The sequence below is a fragment of the Pectobacterium nicotianae genome, assembly GCF_023272715.1.
GTDB lineage: Bacteria > Pseudomonadota > Gammaproteobacteria > Enterobacterales > Enterobacteriaceae > Pectobacterium > Pectobacterium brasiliense.
In genome coordinates this window covers 2,468,341-2,485,997 of the sequence record NZ_CP096821.1, presented here as the reverse complement: position 1 = coordinate 2,485,997, position 17,657 = coordinate 2,468,341, and the positions used below count along the sequence as shown (strand labels likewise).

The window sequence follows — 17,657 nt, the reverse complement described above, 5'->3', positions numbered from 1 at the left end:
GGAACCGCACAGAAACGTCAGTATGGGGTGTCAGATGCCGTTCTGGTGGCACGTTCACGGGCGGAAGACGAACAGATAAATGCCAAAATCACCATGACAAGTACCGGCAGCATGGCGATGCGTAACCCCGCGACCTCGCCAAGGAAGCCCAGAGCAGGCGGGCCGACGAGGAAAGCAAAGTAGCCCAGCGTTGCCGCAATCGTGACGCGAACGGCACTGTTTTCTCCGCTTCCTGCGGCAGAAATGGTGAGCGGGAACCCCAGCGATGCACCGATACCCCAGAAGATAACCGCAGCGGCGGCCAACAGCGGCGCATTAGAGAAAATGACCAGCGTCAGCCCAAGTGCGGCGGAAGCGGCGCTGAAACGGAGCATATTGACCTTACCGAAGCGATCGACAAAGTACCCGCCGGCAAAGCGCCCTAGCGTCATACCGGCAGTGAAGCCGACATAAACCAGCGTCCCCGACGTGTGACCAAAGTTGTGACCATCGATCATCAATAGTGGCAACCAGTCGTTGGCAGAACCTTCGGCAAGCGCCATCGCAAGAATAACCACGCCAAGAATCAGCAAACGGCTGTCTTTAAGCTCATTGAAGACCTGCGTCTTGTAGTCGCCCTTTTCCTCTTGCTCAGAACGCGCCAAATCGCTCAGCCACGGCATTTGGCGCATCAGCACAATCGCGGTAAGTATCGACAGTGCTACAGCCACCACAAAATGCAGCGTAGTATTGATGCCGAACGCCGTCATCGCCATCCCTGTCAGCGCGCCGACCAGCGTTCCCAGACTAAAAAAACCGTGCAGCGTGGTCATCAGGCTTTTATTCAGATGCTGTTCAAACGCCGCCCCTTCAATGTTGATAGCAATATCAACCAGGCCGACGCCCGCGCCGAAAATCAACAATCCCATAAAGGCGCTGGGCGTGCTTTGAATCGAAAGCGACGCAGCAAGCATAAGTAGCCCAAGAAGCAGCAGTAGGAATCCTCCGGCCATGGTTTTACGGATGCCGAGGACATTAATGACTTTACCTGCCCCCAATACGCCGAGCATGGAACCACATGAAAAACCAAACAGAATCATGCCCATCGTTTCCGTTGAGGCATTCAGAACGTCACGCATCACAGGGGTTCGGGTCACCCAGGTTGCCCACGTAAAACCGGGAATGAACATCAGCCCGAACAGTGCAAATTTATTGATAGCGGGTTTTGTGGTCATAGCTCTCGTCGTCTTTATTTAAATGGTTTCGTACATATGTACGAATAACTATCGCACGAATATACACCGTTTTGCATCTGTTTCATTAGGTTCTTTTTTTAATCGGAAATGCCTGACAAGATCGCGCCAGGCGAAATCAGGAGGTCAGTTTGATTACCGTATTGAGGATGTCTTCACGGCTGACAGCTTCATTATTGAGATAGTTATGGATCGTATATCCTTCAATCACCGCATCCAGTGAACACGCGGTTGCAATGCTGAAATGGAGGTGAAGCGATTTTCTGCTGCGCGTCATCCACTCCTGCAATATCAGCCGATACTCTTCTTTTCGCGATGCCAGCGCGTACAGTTCAAAACTTAACGTCAGGTGACGCGGCGTTGCCCAGATGTCTCCACAGATCAGGTCAACCACGGCTTCACGCGCGCTGTCGATATCCTTTGCCTGCTTGAGGCGGACACGGAATGCATGTGAGATACCATCGACCATATAGATGAACGCGCTGCTCAACAGCAATTCGATACTGCTGTAGCGGTAGGTTAGCGTCCCCGGAGACAATCCGGCCTGCTGCGCTATTTTTCGGTAGGTTGCCCCTCTCACGCCGTGATCCAGTATGACTTCCAACGCAGCTTCAAGAATTCTGCTTTGTGTATCTTTGCCATCATGCGTTGCATCGTGTGATGGTGGTGACGTCATCCTGTTTCCCCTTAGCTGGCAATTCTGACTGTCATAACGTTTATAATAAAAAAACCGCCAGTGAGTGCGATCCCACTGGCGGCTTATGGTAAACGAAAAGCGGCTTAACCTCTCAATTTACTGTGGTATTCGCCTTTCAATGTGTTGATTTCAGCTAATACCGCTTTGGCTTCGCTCAATTTACCGGCATCCGCCAGAGCCTGTGCGCTGTCCACTTTTTGCAAAATCTTATCCAGACCTTCCACATAGGCTTTTCTGTCTGGGCCATCGGCAGGCTGTTTGGCGAAATCAGGCGGCACCTGCGTTTTAGCGTGCTCGACGTGCTCACGGAATGTGCTCAGCGCGGTTTTCAGCGCAACGGCATCATCCGCTTTAGTGGCGGCGGTATAACTTTTCTGCATACCACGCATGTCTTCCGACGTGCTGGCGTTTGCCAAAACAGGGGTCAGCAAACTACCGGCCAACAGCACAGAAAAACAGATCTTGGTCATTTTATTCATCTTGAACTCTCGCTTGTGTTCCACAGCACGACATACTCAGAGAATCTGACCGCCACAAACCGGCCAGCCCAATATTGCTCTTGTTATATTGCGTCCTACGCCATAGCCCGTATCACGCAGCGATGACAATGCTAATTTTATGGTTATTATCGTAAAGATGTTAAATTATTTTTAATCGTTTCGTTGTTTTTAATTGTATAAATGTAAAAAGGCTTACCAGCACGACGCCGGTAAGCCTTTTTATCAACACAAGTTTTATCGGAACAACCTGGCTCAGCAGCGTGTTCTTAGTCCAACTACTCGCACTTAATTCAACTGATAGGCCAGCGTAATCTCGGCCTTGAGCACTTTGGACACCGGGCAGCCCGCTTTCGCTTTTTGGATGATGCTATCAAACGTCGCTTCATCAATACCCGGCAATTTCACCGTACTGTGCAGTGCGATTTTAGTGATGGCGAACCCGCCATCAACTTTATCCAGCGACACATCCGCCGTGGTATCGATCGACTCAGGTTTATGTCCTTCTTCGCTTAACATCAGCGATAGCGCCATAGAGAAACAGGCCGCATGGGCCGCGCCAATCAGCTCTTCCGGGTTCGTGCCGGGCTTGCCTTCAAAACGGGTATTGAAGCCGTAAGGTTGTTGTTGCAATGCACCACTTTCCGTTGAGATGGTGCCTTTTCCTTGCTTGATATCACCTTCCCAATGCGCTTGCCCTTTCTTATGAATGGTCATACAGTCTCCTCTTCATCGTTCTAGATTAGCCATTGGCAGCAATCCGCGTTGGCGCGAAATAATGCTGTCGTTCTACCCTTTAAACCGTAGAACACATTCTGAATAAATCCAAATCGATTATTTATTCATATAATCATTTCACTCTATAGATATAAACCCGGTGATATATTCACTGCTTTACTCTTTTAAGATAAAACCGATTTACCTATTTATACAAAAGGCCGATTATTCGCGTGCCAAAAAATGGATTTCCGTTTTGGCGCTTTTATTTTTACCACTCACCTATGTTATTAATCTTGAATCATATTGGATGTGAAACATGAATAAAATAACCTCATTAGCCTTGTCTGCATTATGCGTTATTCCCCTAATTAATACCGCTCACGCCCAGTGGGAGTTGGACGACATCTGTTACGGCTACGCCACCGCAACAGGCTCTGGCTATCAGGGCGGTGCCCTTTTGCTGGATCCGATCCCGCAGAACATGGAGATCACGGCGTTAAACCGGAACCAACTGGATTACCGTGGCGTGAAGGCATCGCTGGCTGGGGCCTACCTGAAAGTAAATGGCCCAAAAGGTAGTACGGTGGTTTATGTCACTGACCTCTATCCCGAAGGTGGCGATTGTGCACTGGATTTATCGTTTAACGCTTTTGAGAAAATAGGCGATCTACGAGATGGGAAAATTAATATCGACTGGACGTTGATCGAAGCGCCAGTAAATGGCAACGTTATTTATCGTATAAAGGAAGGTTCAAATCCTTATTGGGCAGCGGTGCAATTCAGGAATGTAAAATATCCCGTTATTGAAATGAAATATATGCGCAATAACCAATGGATTGCTGCACAGAAAACCGATTATAACCACTTTATTGTTGAGCACGTTGGAATGAACGATATTCCCATTGAATTTACCGACGTAAAAGGTAATGTCCTCAGCGATACGCTGCCGCCGATGTCACAAAGCACCTCATCCGCTTACCTGATCACGGGTAACGTCCAGCTTTAATTCTCACGACCTTGAGGGAGGCTGACGTCGCGCAGCGTCCCTCGTTTCCGCAAATCACTACTGAAAGAGAATGCATCGTTTTTATCAGCGTTTTCATCATATTATCTGGACGTGGTCAGCTGCACGTGCGTACACTTCCCGTTTCCCACTTTTTCTATTGCTCAAATATTTGTTAGTTTTATCACTTCTTTAAGCGTTTGATTCGCCATCATTCGCACTACAGTATACCCTGTCGCAGATTACACTCTATTTTCTGCTTTAGGCATCATTAAAAAAGGTCTCTTTTGCGTGGCAAAATTATTTTTACGTAGTGGAAGTTTGGATGATTTTCTGGCGCTGGGTGAGAACGGGCAGCCAGTTTACGCATCAGCACTTCAATTGCGGGAAACGTTACGTCTCAGAAAACAACAGCAGATTGCCGATTGCCTGGCGATTCCCCAACCCAACGAGCATGGCGACCGCATTGACTGGTATTCGCCGGTTGACGGTAAAGTCACCTCCTGGATTGCCGCAAGCGAAGAAGAACGAGAAAAGGCGCTGGCGTTACTGGAAACCTATCAAGCTGCGGTTGCCGACATCAGCCAGCGTGCGCAAAATGCAGAAAAAGCCGGGCAAAAACTTTTCGGTGTCCTGCTGGCAAAAGCGATACAGTTCCCTGGCGCGAACCACGTCTATCTGGTTGATGGCAAGCCCGTCTTAACGTTCTGGGGCTTCGTCAATCTCGATAAAAAATCTCGTCTTGATGCGTTAGACTGCCTGCGACCTGTCATCAAGGAAGCGGAACCGCTTTTTGTTGCACCCGTCCCCGCAGCAAGCACACCCACACTGCCGCTGGTTGAACCTGTTTCCGAGCCTGAACCTGAGCCACAGCCGGTCAGCCCACCGGAAGCCGTCGAACCCGCGCCAGCCGTCGCCGCAGCGGCACCAGCTCGCCCGCCATTTTTCCGCCTGTGGTGGCTGTTACCTGCCACCGCGCTGTTAGCGATTTTGTCATTGCAGATACGTGGCTGCGTGTCAGGGCAAGACGACAAGCCAGCATCCGATTTAGCCGCGACGGTCAAACCAGAAAAACGCGCCCTGCCATCTTCTACTCCGGCTGAACCTGCGCCGCAGCAAGAAAGCACACCTGTTCCACCTGTCGCAGAAAAAGAGATCGTGAAAGCCGCTGAGCCATCAGTCGCTACGGCACCGGTTGTTGCTGCACCTGTAGCAGAAGCGGTCAAACCGGAAACTCCTGCGGCCACGGAACCAAAAGAACCTGTTGCACCGCCAGTTGAGCCCGTTGTTGAGCAAGTGCCAGCGATTCCTGCGGGCAAAGACGATCTCGTCATGCCAGCCGATGCAGTGAAAATCGGCTCCATCAAATTCCTGAACGGCAACTGGCGCGTCATTGTTGATGGCAAAGCGCCGATTACCGGCAGGCCGCCTAGCCTGCGCTACCAGATTCAAAATGGAAAAGGTACGGCACGTATCACTCATGGTGACGGTGTCACGTGTCGCGCTAACGTTGAGGCAGGATTAATGAGCTCTGGCAATCTGATCATCAACAGCCGTTCCGGTGCCCGCTGTTCCGATAATTCTCGTTTCCAAATGCCTGAACTGGTCTGTAAACAAGGCGCTTCCGGCGCCGCTGCGGAGTGTATCGGTCGTTACGACGCAGACACCGTTTTCCCGATGACGATAAAGCGCGAGAGTAAATAATCATGCTGGCGACGATTACCGATTATAAACAACGCATTACGTTGATTCAGGACAGCGGAATTCAGTTTTTGGATTTTGCCTTAAAGCCGCAGTTTTCAGCTGAGCAGCCTAACCGCTATGTGCGTAAAAGTGCCAACGGCCCTCTGCTTCACCTGCTGTACGATGAACACTCGGACAAATTCCTGCTGCCTTCTGCCACCGGGATGCCGCCGGAGGTAGTGAAGCCTGAGCTGAGTATTTCGCTTGAGCAATCGCTGAAGCTGCTGGAGAACATCTGGCTGCCGTTGCCCTTCTTCCGTTTTAATCCACCGCGCACCTTCATGGGCGGTCCGGATAACTGGGCGCGAATGCAAATTCTTGCGTTAGATAAGCCCGACCAGGACGGCAATACGCACCGTATTTGTCTGGCGTTCGATACCAAAACTTATCCGGAAGGCCACGAGTACGAGTCGCTGGCACCTAATGCCAATGACATCAAAACTGGCGGGAGTTTCGCGCTGGCTTATCACAGCGACGAACTGGGTGAATTCCTTGATGAAACCTGGGTCGACGGCTGGCTGCGCGAAGTCTTTACTCAGCGGGTTAAAGCGCTGGAAAACCGCGATAGCCACGATGTAAAAGTGGCGCTCAGAGGGTTTGAATATCAGGCACATTACCTGAATGTGTTGGATATGCTGGGAAATCAACTCGAAATACCGGAAATCCGCATCAATACCAGCACGCTGCAGGAACCGGCGGTCAACGTTGACCTGATTTTGGACGTCGGTAACTCGCATACCTGCGGCATTCTGGTTGAGGATCATGCAGACGAAAGCAACGGTCTGAAGCAGACCTATGAGCTGCAATTGCGCGATCTGAGTGAGCCACATTATCTGTACAACGAACTGTTCGAGAGCCGCGTAGAGTTCTCGCAGGCAAAGTTCGGTAAAGAAAACTTCTCGGTAGAAAGCGGTCGTGATGACGCCTTTATCTGGCCCTCAATCACCCGTGTCGGACGCGAAGCCAGCCACATGGCGCTGCTGCGTCAGGGAACGGAAGGATCGAGCGGTATTTCCAGCCCGCGCCGCTATCTGTGGGACGAAGAAAGCTATGCGCCAGGCTGGCGTTTCAGCCAGACCGACGCGCATTCGCAGACCGAACCGTTAGCGACAGCCATGCCGTTGACTATCATGCTGAATGATGAAGGTCAGCCGCTCTACAACCAGCCGCTGGAAGAGCGTTTACCGGTGTTTTCACCGCACTACAGCCGCAGTTCGATCATGACATTCATGCTCTCCGAATTGCTGGCACAGGCGCTGATGCAGATGAACAGCGCCGCTCAGCGCTTGAAGATGATCCACAGCAGCGCGCCGCGCCAGTTGCGAAATATTATTCTGACGCTACCTTCCGCGATGCCGAAACCCGAGCGTGAAATTTTCCGTCGCCGTATGCATGAAGCCATCGCGCTGGTCTGGAAAGCGATGGACTGGCATCCGATGGATGAGGATTTCACCACGCCAGCCGACAAGCAGCAGAGCCGGGTTCCAGTGCCTGACGTGCAAATCGAGTGGGACGAGGCCACCTGCGGACAGATGGTTTACCTGTATAACGAAGCGCAGGTGAACTTTGGTGGCCGTGCGGAAGATTTCTTCGCCAGTATGGCGCGCCCCGATAAAGAACTCGATGAGGGCGAACCCGCTGGCAAAACGCTGCGCATTGCCTCAATCGACATCGGCGGCGGCACCACCGACCTCGCCATTACGCAATATCTGCTCGATGACGGCGTCGGTAACAACGTTAAAATCATTCCCCGCCTGCTGTTCCGTGAAGGCTTTAAGGTCGCTGGCGACGATATTCTGCTGGATGTGATTCAGCTTTATATCCTCCCCGCGCTACAGGCTGCGCTGAAAACCGCCGGAATGGCCAGCCCGGATGCGCTGATGGCGAAGCTGTTTGGCAATGAAGGTCGTATGGACGCACAGCTCACGCTGCGCCAGCAGGTGACGTTGCAGGTCTTCATCCCGATCGGCCGCGCGATTCTGGAAGCCTATGAGCGCTTTGATCCGCTGGACACCAGCGCCGAGATCGAATCTACCTTCGGCGAATTGCTGGAACAGGCGCCAACGGAAAAAGTGCTGGAATACATCAATACAGAAGTGCAACGCGAGCTGCCAGTCAGCGACAAGGTCTTCGATATTTTGCAGGTGCCGCTGATTCTCAAACTGAGCAAGCTGCACGGCGAATTCCTGTCTAACAAGATGAACATCACGCAGAATCTGCGCCTGATGTCTGAAGTGGTATCGCTGTATTCGTGCGATGTGCTGCTGCTGACCGGTCGCCCTTCGCGCTTCCCGGGGATTCAGGCACTGTTCCGCCACCTGCAGCCGCTGCCGATTAATCGGATGCTGTCGCTGGATGGCTATCACACCAATGACTGGTATCCGTTTAACAAACGTGGGCGCATCGATAACCCGAAATCCACCGCCGCCGTCGGCGCGATGCTGTGCCTGCTGGCGCTCGATCTGCGCCTGCCGGGCTTTTACTTTAAGGTCGGTGATTTCCAGCCTTATTCTACGGTGCGCTACCTCGGCATGATGGACAGCAGCAATGCACTGACGCTGGATAACGTTTACTACAGCGATATCGATCTGGATGCGCCGGATTTCGAGCTTGACCCGACACTCAGTTTCCAGGTGCGTGGCTCACTCTGCCTCGGCTTCCGCCAATTGGACAACGAGCGCTGGCCTGCGTCCTCACTTTATATGCTCTCAATCGTCGATCAGGATTTGGCGCGTAAGGTCGTCGGCGACAGTAAGCTGCGTGTCCGACTGGCCGTAACGAAAGGCGACGATCAAGACAGCCCCGAACGCTTTGAGATTGCCGATGCGGTGCTGGAAGACGGCACCCGCGTTCCACCACAGCATTTACGACTCAAATTGAACACATTATCCGCTAACGGCTCAGGTGCGACCCATTATTGGATCGATAGTGGGAGTGTATTTAAAAAATGAAACGATTAACGCCAAAACAGCTCTCTACCCGACTTCACGGCCAGCTACAGGCCGTCGCGCAAGGTGTTGAACAGGCCATCGACTGGGTTGAAAGCACACGCCAGAACGCCCCGCGTCTGGATATCGAAGCCGACCGTCTGATCGTCAAACTGCGCCGTAATCACAATAAAGCGCAACACCTGTCCGACGTGGCGCAGAAAGAGATCGCCATCGGCTTTTTTGGCCTGTCTCAGGCGGGAAAATCTTACCTGATCGCGTCGCTGGCCGGAGGCGAAAACGGCAAGCTGGAAACCGCTTTTGAAGGGCAACAGCTGGATTTTATCGATCACATTAATCCGTCCGACCGCGCAACCGCCCTCGTCACGCGCTTTAGCCGACAGTCGGGCGTGAAGAACAAATCATTTCCCGTTCAGCTGCAACTGCTCAGCGAACTGGATATCGGTAAGATCATGGCCAACGCGTTTTTGAACGATCTCAATCAAGAGACCACGTTTGAAGAACTGGACGAGCGCCATATTGCCGAACACATTAAAACGCTGTTGATGCACCGTCAGCCAGAACCCGTTGAGGGGATGAGCCGCGATGAAGTCGTCGAACTCTGGGACTATCTCGCGCGTCACGATGTTAAACGGCAAAAACAGCTGGAAGCCCACTTCTGGCCGGTTGCGATTGAATTAGCGCCTTACCTCACCGTTGACGATCGCGCCCAGCTCTTCTCCGTACTGTGGGGCGAGCTGAATTCACTGACCACCGCATATCGTCATTTCAGCCACACGCTGCAACACCTGTCCGGTACGCGCAAGCTGTTAGCGCCGCTGCGGATACTGGTGGATGATGAGTTAAATCCGGCAGACGGTCTGATAGACGGTTCGGCGCTGGAACGTTTGCACAGTGCCGACGATCCCGGCGTGTTAGTGCGGCCGGTTCAGAATGGCCGTGCGGGGAAAACGACAGAGCTTTCGCTGGCTGAATTAACAATGCTGACAGCAGAACTGCTTATCCCGCTGCACTTGCCGCCTAAAGAAGCGCTGTTCGAGCAGGTTGATGTGCTGGACTTCCCTGGCTTTGGTGAGATCCGCGAGGCGCGGAACGAGCCACCAGCAAGACAGCAAAGCACACAGCATCCACTGGCGCACACGCTATTGCGAGCGAAACGCGCCTATTTGCTGGAGCGCTATACCGATAATCAGGAAATGAACGTACTGATGGTATGCAGCGCCGCGGGCAACCGCGCTGACGTTAAAGTGGTCGGCAAGGCGCTGGACCACTGGGTTAAACAGACGCAAGGCGAAAACGCACAGGTTCGTAGCCACCGTAAGCCGGGGCTGATTTGGGCGGTCACCCGTCACGATCGCCGTATTACGCACGGGCAAAACTATGATGCCGCGGTACAGCGCTATGTCGGTAATCCGGGTGACGCCTGGGGAACCATGCTGGCGATGGATAAACGCGGCGTGGCGCGGATGGCAACGTGGCTGGGTGCGGAAGTTCACCGGGATGTAAAACTGGGGCGCATCAGCGAACAGCTTAGCGAACTTCAACGAGAACTCAGCGATAACCTGCTGGGTAATTGGTATCTGCCCGTTGATGTTGACGATCCGGCGGAAAAACAACGCATTGCAGAGACTTTGCTCAAATCGCTCCAGACCCGCACCGGCGTGCACGGTGAACTGCTGGAACGGTTGCTGCCTTCGCGTGATGAGCTGCGCCGCCTGTACCTGCAGCAGAAAGGGGCAAACTATGGCGGTTTCCACGCTGATGCCGAAGACCTTTCCGCCCCGTCAGCGCATAGCGATCCATTTGGTGTCGGGATCGAAATCGATCTGTTCGCTGATGAACCGATCGCTATCGATCAGCCAGCACCGCCGATTTTGACAATCGATCACGGCTATGAGGCAGACTACGCGCACAGCGTTTATCGTTACTGGGTTAACTATCTACGTGGCCTGCCGGAAAATGCCCCGCTTCTCGATTTGCTGAACGTGCCGAAAGCGACGATCGAAATGCTGGTTGAAGAATTGATTACCGGCAGCATCCGTTTGCGGATCGAAGAAGCACTGGTCGATATGCTGGTCGACGGCGAGCAGTTGGGCATCAACCGCGAGAATAAAGCTGACCGTCAGGTTTCACGCGTGCTGACCATTCTTGGTGACTTCGTTGCCTGGCTCGGCTTCCAGCAGCTCGATGAATCCCTGCGCCCTGCCAGCCGCATTAATCGTGGTCATAAGATTTTCGCTAAACCTGAAAAGCAGGCTGTCAGTTTTGGTGCCTCACAGCGCTTAACCAAGTTGTCGCTCACGCCGACCAACAATACCGCATTTTATATCTATGACTGGCTGGTGGGCCTGAATGAAATGATCATCCAGAATGCGGGCTATTCCGCTGCGCGAGAAGTCAGCGATGAACAGCGTGAGCAGTTGGGCACGATTCTGGCGTTGATTAAGCCTGCTGAGAAATAACATTCGGCCTATTGCTGTCGCCCGAGGAAACATGGCGTGACATTGTCACTAAATTTTACGCCATGTTTTCTTTTTCTCTGTAATACCTTCCCTCTACGTGCCTTTACCGCCCCCTATCGTTCTGAAAAATCTTATTGACGAACGGTGGATTCAATCTATACCTAAGTTGATATCTTTCAATCAATAAGCATGGGCGTCCCTCTGGTTGTACGCCATTTTCCCTGCGTGAAAATTGGCAACCTTAACAGGAGTGATCATGATGACAGAGCAAACAAGTGAGGAAGATGACATTTCGTTAGAAAGTAGTGAGTACGACTCTATTCTACTGAAAATAAAAACGTTTTATCGTTCGTTAACACGCGAGGGATTAACCGACCTGGGGGATATCTATCATCAGGATATTCACTTTATCGATCCCGTTTCCAGCCACAATGGATTGAATGCGTTACATCGCTACTTTTCCCATGCACTGAAACATCTGAGTTATTGCCAGTTAGAGATTACCGATATCCATACCTTCCGCGGCGGTGCGATGATGTTCTGGACGATGCACTATGCACACCCGTCGTTAAAGCGTAACGCACCGCTGACATTATCTGGCTGTAGCCACCTGCTCTTCGCCGACAACAAAGTGATCTACCACCGTGACTATTACGATATGGGCGAGATGCTTTATCAGCATGTTCCCCTGCTTGGTTCGCTTATTCGCTACCTGAAATCAAGAATTCAGTCATGAAACAGCAGCAGCGTGAACGTAGTAATGGGCACAACCGCAGCGGGTTTTGTTGTGCCTATAGGTACAACGGTTTTCACAAAAATGGCGCCAGCCACCTCCATCAGAGCGTGCAAGATGAATAGCGCCTTATATGTTGGCAAGGTTCGTCATCGACGCTTCACGCCCGTCACGCATCGTTTCGACTATGCGTTATTCATGACGTTAATCGATTTAGATGAGATTCCCGCTTTGCCGCATGTCGGCATTGCGCTGGAGCGCTTTTCCCCTGCGTCATTTTGTCGTGGCGATTACCTCGGTGGCGGCGATATCAAAACCAAAGCGCAGGATCGGATTGCAGACCTAACCGGAGAACGCCTCACGGGGAAGGTGCTATTGCTGTGCCAGCTACGGTACTTGGGCTGCTATTTCAACCCGGTGAATTTCTATTATTTGTACGATGAGCATAACGAACTACGCTGGTTATTGGCAGAAGTGCGTAATACGCCCTGGAACGAACGCCATACTTATGCCGTCGTCCCCGATGGTTCTACGCCGGTTTCCAAAGCGTTTCATGTGTCGCCTTTTAACCCGATGGAGATGGTGTATCACTGGCGACTCACGCCGCCCGACGCGCGTTTGCGGATCCACATCGAGAACCACAGGCAAGGACGCGAATTTGACGCGACGCTGGTGCTGCATCGTCAGCCGCTCACTCGTGCCGCCCTGCGCGCTCAGCTTTGGTCTCTGCCGTTAATGACGATGAAAACCGCCTGTACCATATATTGGCAGGCTTTGAAACTGTGGATTAAACGCTCGCCCATTTATCCTCATCCGCAGTCTGGAAAGAAGGACAACCCATGAGTTCAACGGAAACACAGCTGGTTCGTCACCCGAGCAATACCGCTCGCTATACGCGGGCCAGAAAAGTGGTATTTCTTCTGCTTAGTCGAATCGAAGGCGGAGGGTTGCGCCTTCACGAACCAGAAGGCAATGAAACGTTATTCGGGGATCGGCACGCGGTACTGCAAGGTGACATCACGATACATAACCACCGTGTTTATCGCCGTGTCTTGCTGGGTGGCAGCATCGCTGCGGGTGAAAGCTATATCGATGGCGACTGGAGCTCAAGCAACCTCACGCTCGTCCTCCAGCTTTTGGCGCAGAATCAGGCGCTAGTCGATACGCTTGAAACGCGCTTTGGCTGGCTGACGGGGCCATTTCATCGTGTCATCCACTGGTGCCGTCGTAATCGTCCTCAGCAGGCACAGAAAAATATTGCCGCCCATTACGATCTGGGTAACCATTTTTACCGCAGCTTTCTCGATAGCGAGATGCTCTACTCCAGCGCCTGGTATCAGCAACCCGACATGACGTTGGAAGACGCACAGCGCGCCAAGCTGCGTCGCCTCTGCGAACAGTTGGCGCTCTGTGAAACGGATCACTTACTGGAAATTGGCACTGGCTGGGGAGGATTAGCCGAGCTGGCCACGCGTGAATATGGCTGCCATGTCACCACTACCACGCTGTCGCAACAGCAGTATGACTACGCGGTTGAGCGCATTCAGCACGCAGGGCTGAGCCATAAAGTCACGGTACTGCTACAGGATTACCGCGCCTTAACCGGCCAGTATGACAAACTGGTGTCGGTCGAAATGATTGAGGCGGTCGGAAAGGCTTATTTGCCCACCTTCTTCAAGCGCTGCCAGCAACTGTTGCGTCCACAAGGCCGCATGGTGCTTCAGGCGATCACGATTGCCGATCAGCGCTACCGTCACTACAGCCGCAATGTCGATTTTATCCAGCGTTATATTTTCCCCGGCGGTTTTCTGCCCTCGATTACTGCGATGACCACCACCATGACGCGGCATACCGACTTTATCACCCGCGACCTGTTTGATATCGGTCAGGACTATGCCCGCACCCTCAGCGAATGGCGGCAGCGATTTTATCAACAGTGGCATATGCTGAGTGCTCAGGGCTTTGATGAAACGTTCCAACGCCTGTGGGTGTTTTACCTTTGCTATTGTGAGGCGGGCTTTCGCGCACGCACTATTAGCACGGTACAGCTCACCGCAGAAAGGCCATGAGCACAAAGCATCGCGACTGATTCTCTACACTCAACCCTAAGAGGCAAAAGACAATGAAACTGAAGGCACTTATCCTGACAGGCGTGTTCTTTTCCTGTTCCACCTTCGCGGCAAGCACCACGGTGACGCTGAATGAAGCACTGCCAACGGGCACGGGTGGAAGTATCGGTGAGGTATCCATTGCGGAAACGCCGTACGGCCTGCTTTTCACTCCGAATCTGAAGGGATTAGAAGCGGGTATTCATGGGTTCCATGTACATGAAAATGCCAGCTGTGAACCTGCCGAGCAAGACGGCAAACCGGTTCCCGCTCTGGCGGCAGGTGGCCATCTCGATCCGAAAAAAACCGGCAAACACCTTGGCCCGTATAACGATCAGGGACATTTGGGCGACCTGCCCGGTCTGGTCGTGAATGCAGATGGCACGTCAACCTATCCGATTTTGGCTCCCCGGATAAAATCACTCTCTGAGGTGAAGAACCATGCGTTGATGGTTCACGTTGGCGGTGATAACTACGCGGACACGCCAGCAAAACTGGGCGGTGGCGGAGCCAGAATGGCGTGTGGTGTGATTAAGTAAGGCGTAACGTTTAAGACGTGCGATGCCATCTCGTTCCGACATGGCATCGCACATTAACAGCGGTAGTTAGCGGATCGCACGTTTTAATATACGGTTAGCGCTGTTCAGGAAATCATCGGCAACCTTATTCACCTCTCCGTTACCGTAATCCAGTTTTTGCAGACTGCTTGTCCACAGCTGGACCAATTCCTGATTTTCCATAAACGGTGAAACAGGCACCTTAGTCGCAGGCTGCTCCGCTGCCGCCCGATAGGCATTCGCTAACAGGTTACCGGGGTTGATCACACCGATATCCTCCAGCAGTTTTTGCGCTTTCGGGTTAGCAGGCATCCCGTTTTGCAATCCTAATGCCTTCACGCCCTCCGGGTTACTCAGCATGAAACTCATCAGCATCGCCGCCTCTTTAGGATGCTTACTGTTCTTGCTGATGGCGAACAGTGAAGACGGTTTGGAGATCAGCCCCGAATCTTTGGCATTGGGCATGGTGAGGAACGGCCCTGTTTCCAGCACCGCATCTTTCGGCATATTGCTGGAATAGGTATAGATGGCCGAATCCCATAAATACATCCCGGCTAACTCGCCGTTAATCCAGGGGCGAATTTCATAGACGTTGGTACGGCCGAATGAGGAGAAATAGCGCTGATCGGGTATCACATGGGAATCAACCAGCTTTTTATAAAAGCCGAAGAGTTCCCGTACCTGATCGCGGCTATAGGCAATGCTCTGCTTCTTCTCATCGATCATATCAATGCCGTATTTCTGTGCCATGTAACTACGGCCAAGCGTCAGAATATCCAGCACATCGCTTGAACCTTGAGCAACGCCAAGCGGATAATAATTGTCGCCTAGTTTTTGTTTAAACACCGGACCAGCGGCAAACAGCTCATCCCAGGTTTGCGGATAGGCGATGCCTGCTTTATCCCAGGTGGTTTTATTGTAAATCATGCTGCGGGACGTCATCGAAATCGGGAGACCTTGTAGCTTCCCTTTTACGTCTGCCGTTTTCAGGGCGTTAGGCGGAAAATCTCCCAGCCCCAGAATATCTTTTTGTTTATTCAAATCATAAAAGCCGTCGCCATTGCGGGAAAACTGCGGCAGCCAGTTCCAGTCGATACGAATCACATCAGGCTCTTGCCCCCCTGCCATCTGGGTTGACAGACGGGAAAGGTAGCCATCCCAGCCAGCATATTCGGCTTTGACGGTAATCGTCGGGTTGGCTTTTTGGAACGCGTTAATTGCCGCGAGTGTCGCCTCATGCCGCTGATTGCCCCCCCACCAGGAGATACGGATCTCGGCGGCGTCAGCGGAGTGAGAAAATGCCGCGCCCACGGGCAGCGCAGCACAGAGCAGGAGTAGGTGAGATAATTTGTTCCGTGTTTTCGCCATAATAGAACCCTTATAATAGTATTCGGAGGTTTCCACCTGTCTGCCGGTATGCGGACAGACAGGTACTACGGATGCGGAAGCATTTTCTGCCTGAAATGGCAGGTACTCTGATTAATTCCCTCTTTTCAGGTTAACGGCCAGTTCGCTTATTTTCACTGGCAGTTCGGTGCGTAATGATCGATTGGCAGCGATGCCAGTTAAAATAGACATGGCCCCATCACGATAATCTGCTGCGCGATGTAATGGATCGGGTTCCGGTGTACCAAACAGATCGTTCAACATGACCTGATCGCCGCCGCCGTGTCCGCCGGCTTTAAATTCAACCGGTACGACATAAGGCTCGTCAAACATCGGATAGATCTTTATTTCACATTCATTCAGCGCACCTTCATCCTCTTTTTGTCCGCCTCCGTTTACATAAGATTTTTCTACCAGTTTCATTTCTAACCGGCCCTTGCTGCCATTAAACACCACGTTCAGCCCTTCCCAGGGTAAATAGGCGTTTAATGAGTACGTCATGATAGCTTTGCTCTTATAGCGCACCATCACACCCAGTACATCTTCAATATTAATACCGTCATCGAACACGCTTTTATCGCGGTAATAACCGTCTTCATGTTCGGCGTCTAAATATAAGGCGGTCAGCTGTTCGCTTTTATTCATGTGTAGCGCAAACGGGTCGTTTTCTGCCGCCGCGCTATTATGTGAACGGGAATAAAATTCTGTGACACCGCGCGCTTCGGCATTCGCTTTACCGTAAAAACGTAAATCACCCTGCGCATAGACCGTTTCCGGTTCGCTATTCAACCAGAAATTCACCAGATCAAAATGGTGCGTGGATTTGTGCACCAACAGTCCGCCGCTATTGCGTTTGTCACGGTGCCAGCGACGGAAATAATCCGCCCCGTGCTCGGTATTCAGCAGCCATTCAAAGTGAACAGAATAGACTTCGCCAATCACCCCGGCAGCAATTAATTCACGGACTTTACTGTGATGCGGGGCGTAGCGGTAATTAAAGGTCACGCGCAATTTACGGCCAGTACGGTTAATCGCATCAATAATCGCCTGGCATTTCTCTTCATCAATCGTCATCGGTTTTTCACTGATGACATCACAGCCTAATTCCATTGCCCGGATAATATAGTGATGATGCGTCCGATCCAGAGACGTCACAATAACCACATCCGGCTTGGTTTCCGCAATCATCTGTTCAAACTGTTCGGCGCGGTAAGTTGGCACATTATCGTGTCCATATTTATGGACAATCTGGTTGGCGTAATTCATTCGCGTCTGGTTTGTATCGCAAAAAGCAACAAACTGTCCCTGATCCTGATAATCCCTGGCGATCGACTCCAGATAAAGGCCCGCGCGGCCTCCCGTTCCCACTACGGCATATTTTTTTTTCATTCTGCGCATTTCCTCCAAATAACGTAGGACACATAGCTATTCGTACATAAAAACAGGACGCTAAAACGTTTACCGGATTGACTGGCAAGGAGCTGGCTGAGTGATTTTCATTATGACAAGCCATACCCACACGCTTATGCCTTTGCCATAAAAAAATAGAGCATCCCAACATCGTTCACCTT

The 17,657-nt window shown here is 51.9% G+C and carries 14 protein-coding genes; 8 read left to right on the top strand and 6 right to left on the bottom strand.

Annotated elements, in window-relative coordinates; all coding sequences use genetic code 11:
* Positions 1–17 precede the first annotated feature (17 nt).
* The 4 genes from MYB54_RS11165 to MYB54_RS11150 all read right to left on the bottom strand — a co-directional run bounded on the left by MYB54_RS11165 (position 18) and on the right by MYB54_RS11150 (position 3,143).
* Positions 18–1,214: an MFS transporter gene (locus MYB54_RS11165; protein WP_248720783.1), complete on the bottom strand. Its 1,197-nt coding sequence runs from the start codon at positions 1,212–1,214 to the stop codon at positions 18–20.
* A gap of 136 nt (positions 1,215–1,350) precedes the next feature.
* Complete coding sequence (locus tag MYB54_RS11160) at positions 1,351–1,908, bottom strand: TetR/AcrR family transcriptional regulator (protein ID WP_248720782.1); 558 nt, start codon at positions 1,906–1,908, stop codon at positions 1,351–1,353.
* A gap of 104 nt (positions 1,909–2,012) precedes the next feature.
* Positions 2,013–2,408: a cytochrome b562 gene (locus tag MYB54_RS11155; protein WP_248720781.1), complete on the bottom strand. Its 396-nt coding sequence runs from the start codon at positions 2,406–2,408 to the stop codon at positions 2,013–2,015.
* A 306-nt stretch (positions 2,409–2,714) separates the two neighbouring features.
* Complete coding sequence (locus MYB54_RS11150; RefSeq protein ID WP_248720780.1) at positions 2,715–3,143, bottom strand: OsmC family protein; 429 nt, start codon at positions 3,141–3,143, stop codon at positions 2,715–2,717.
* 319 nt (positions 3,144–3,462) lie between these two features.
* Between MYB54_RS11150 and MYB54_RS11145 the strand changes: the two genes are divergently transcribed.
* The 8 genes from MYB54_RS11145 (at position 3,463) to sodC (ending at position 14,682) form a co-directional block, all read left to right on the top strand.
* Positions 3,463–4,152 carry an expansin EXLX1 family cellulose-binding protein gene (locus tag MYB54_RS11145; RefSeq protein WP_010275007.1) on the top strand — a complete coding sequence of 230 codons (690 nt, stop codon included), beginning with the start codon at positions 3,463–3,465 and terminating at the stop codon, positions 4,150–4,152.
* 288 nt (positions 4,153–4,440) lie between these two features.
* Positions 4,441–5,853, top strand: a complete 1,413-nt coding sequence (locus tag MYB54_RS11140; RefSeq protein ID WP_248720779.1) for an SrfA family protein — start codon at positions 4,441–4,443, stop codon at positions 5,851–5,853.
* A gap of 2 nt (positions 5,854–5,855) precedes the next feature.
* Positions 5,856–8,843 carry a virulence factor SrfB gene (locus MYB54_RS11135; protein WP_039286484.1) on the top strand — a complete coding sequence of 996 codons (2,988 nt, stop codon included), beginning with the start codon at positions 5,856–5,858 and terminating at the stop codon, positions 8,841–8,843.
* On the top strand, positions 8,840–11,302 hold the full coding sequence (locus tag MYB54_RS11130) for a putative virulence factor (RefSeq protein WP_014915413.1): 2,463 nt from the start codon (positions 8,840–8,842) through the stop codon (positions 11,300–11,302). The genes MYB54_RS11135 and MYB54_RS11130 overlap by 4 nt, the downstream gene beginning before the upstream one ends.
* 256 nt (positions 11,303–11,558) lie before the next feature.
* Positions 11,559–12,038: a nuclear transport factor 2 family protein gene (locus tag MYB54_RS11125; protein WP_039511856.1), complete on the top strand. Its 480-nt coding sequence runs from the start codon at positions 11,559–11,561 to the stop codon at positions 12,036–12,038.
* A gap of 114 nt (positions 12,039–12,152) precedes the next feature.
* The gene (locus MYB54_RS11120) at positions 12,153–12,878 is read left to right on the top strand and encodes a DUF1365 domain-containing protein (RefSeq protein WP_043901866.1); all 726 of its coding nucleotides are present in this window, start codon (positions 12,153–12,155) and stop codon (positions 12,876–12,878) included.
* Positions 12,875–14,104 (top strand): SAM-dependent methyltransferase, encoded by a 1,230-nt coding sequence (locus MYB54_RS11115; RefSeq protein ID WP_014915416.1) that lies wholly within the window; start codon positions 12,875–12,877, stop codon positions 14,102–14,104. Before MYB54_RS11120 ends, MYB54_RS11115 begins: the two co-directional genes overlap by 4 nt.
* Positions 14,105–14,157: 53 nt before the next feature.
* A complete protein-coding gene (gene sodC, locus MYB54_RS11110; protein ID WP_014915417.1) occupies positions 14,158–14,682 on the top strand; it encodes a superoxide dismutase family protein in 525 nt (174 codons plus the stop codon).
* Positions 14,683–14,748: 66 nt separating this feature from the next.
* Here the strand turns inward: sodC and MYB54_RS11105 are convergent, their stop codons facing one another.
* Positions 14,749–16,068: an ABC transporter substrate-binding protein gene (locus MYB54_RS11105; RefSeq protein WP_039463913.1), complete on the bottom strand. Its 1,320-nt coding sequence runs from the start codon at positions 16,066–16,068 to the stop codon at positions 14,749–14,751.
* A 111-nt stretch (positions 16,069–16,179) separates the two neighbouring features.
* Positions 16,180–17,475: a Gfo/Idh/MocA family oxidoreductase gene (locus MYB54_RS11100; protein ID WP_010274975.1), complete on the bottom strand. Its 1,296-nt coding sequence runs from the start codon at positions 17,473–17,475 to the stop codon at positions 16,180–16,182.
* Positions 17,476–17,657 lie beyond the last annotated feature (182 nt).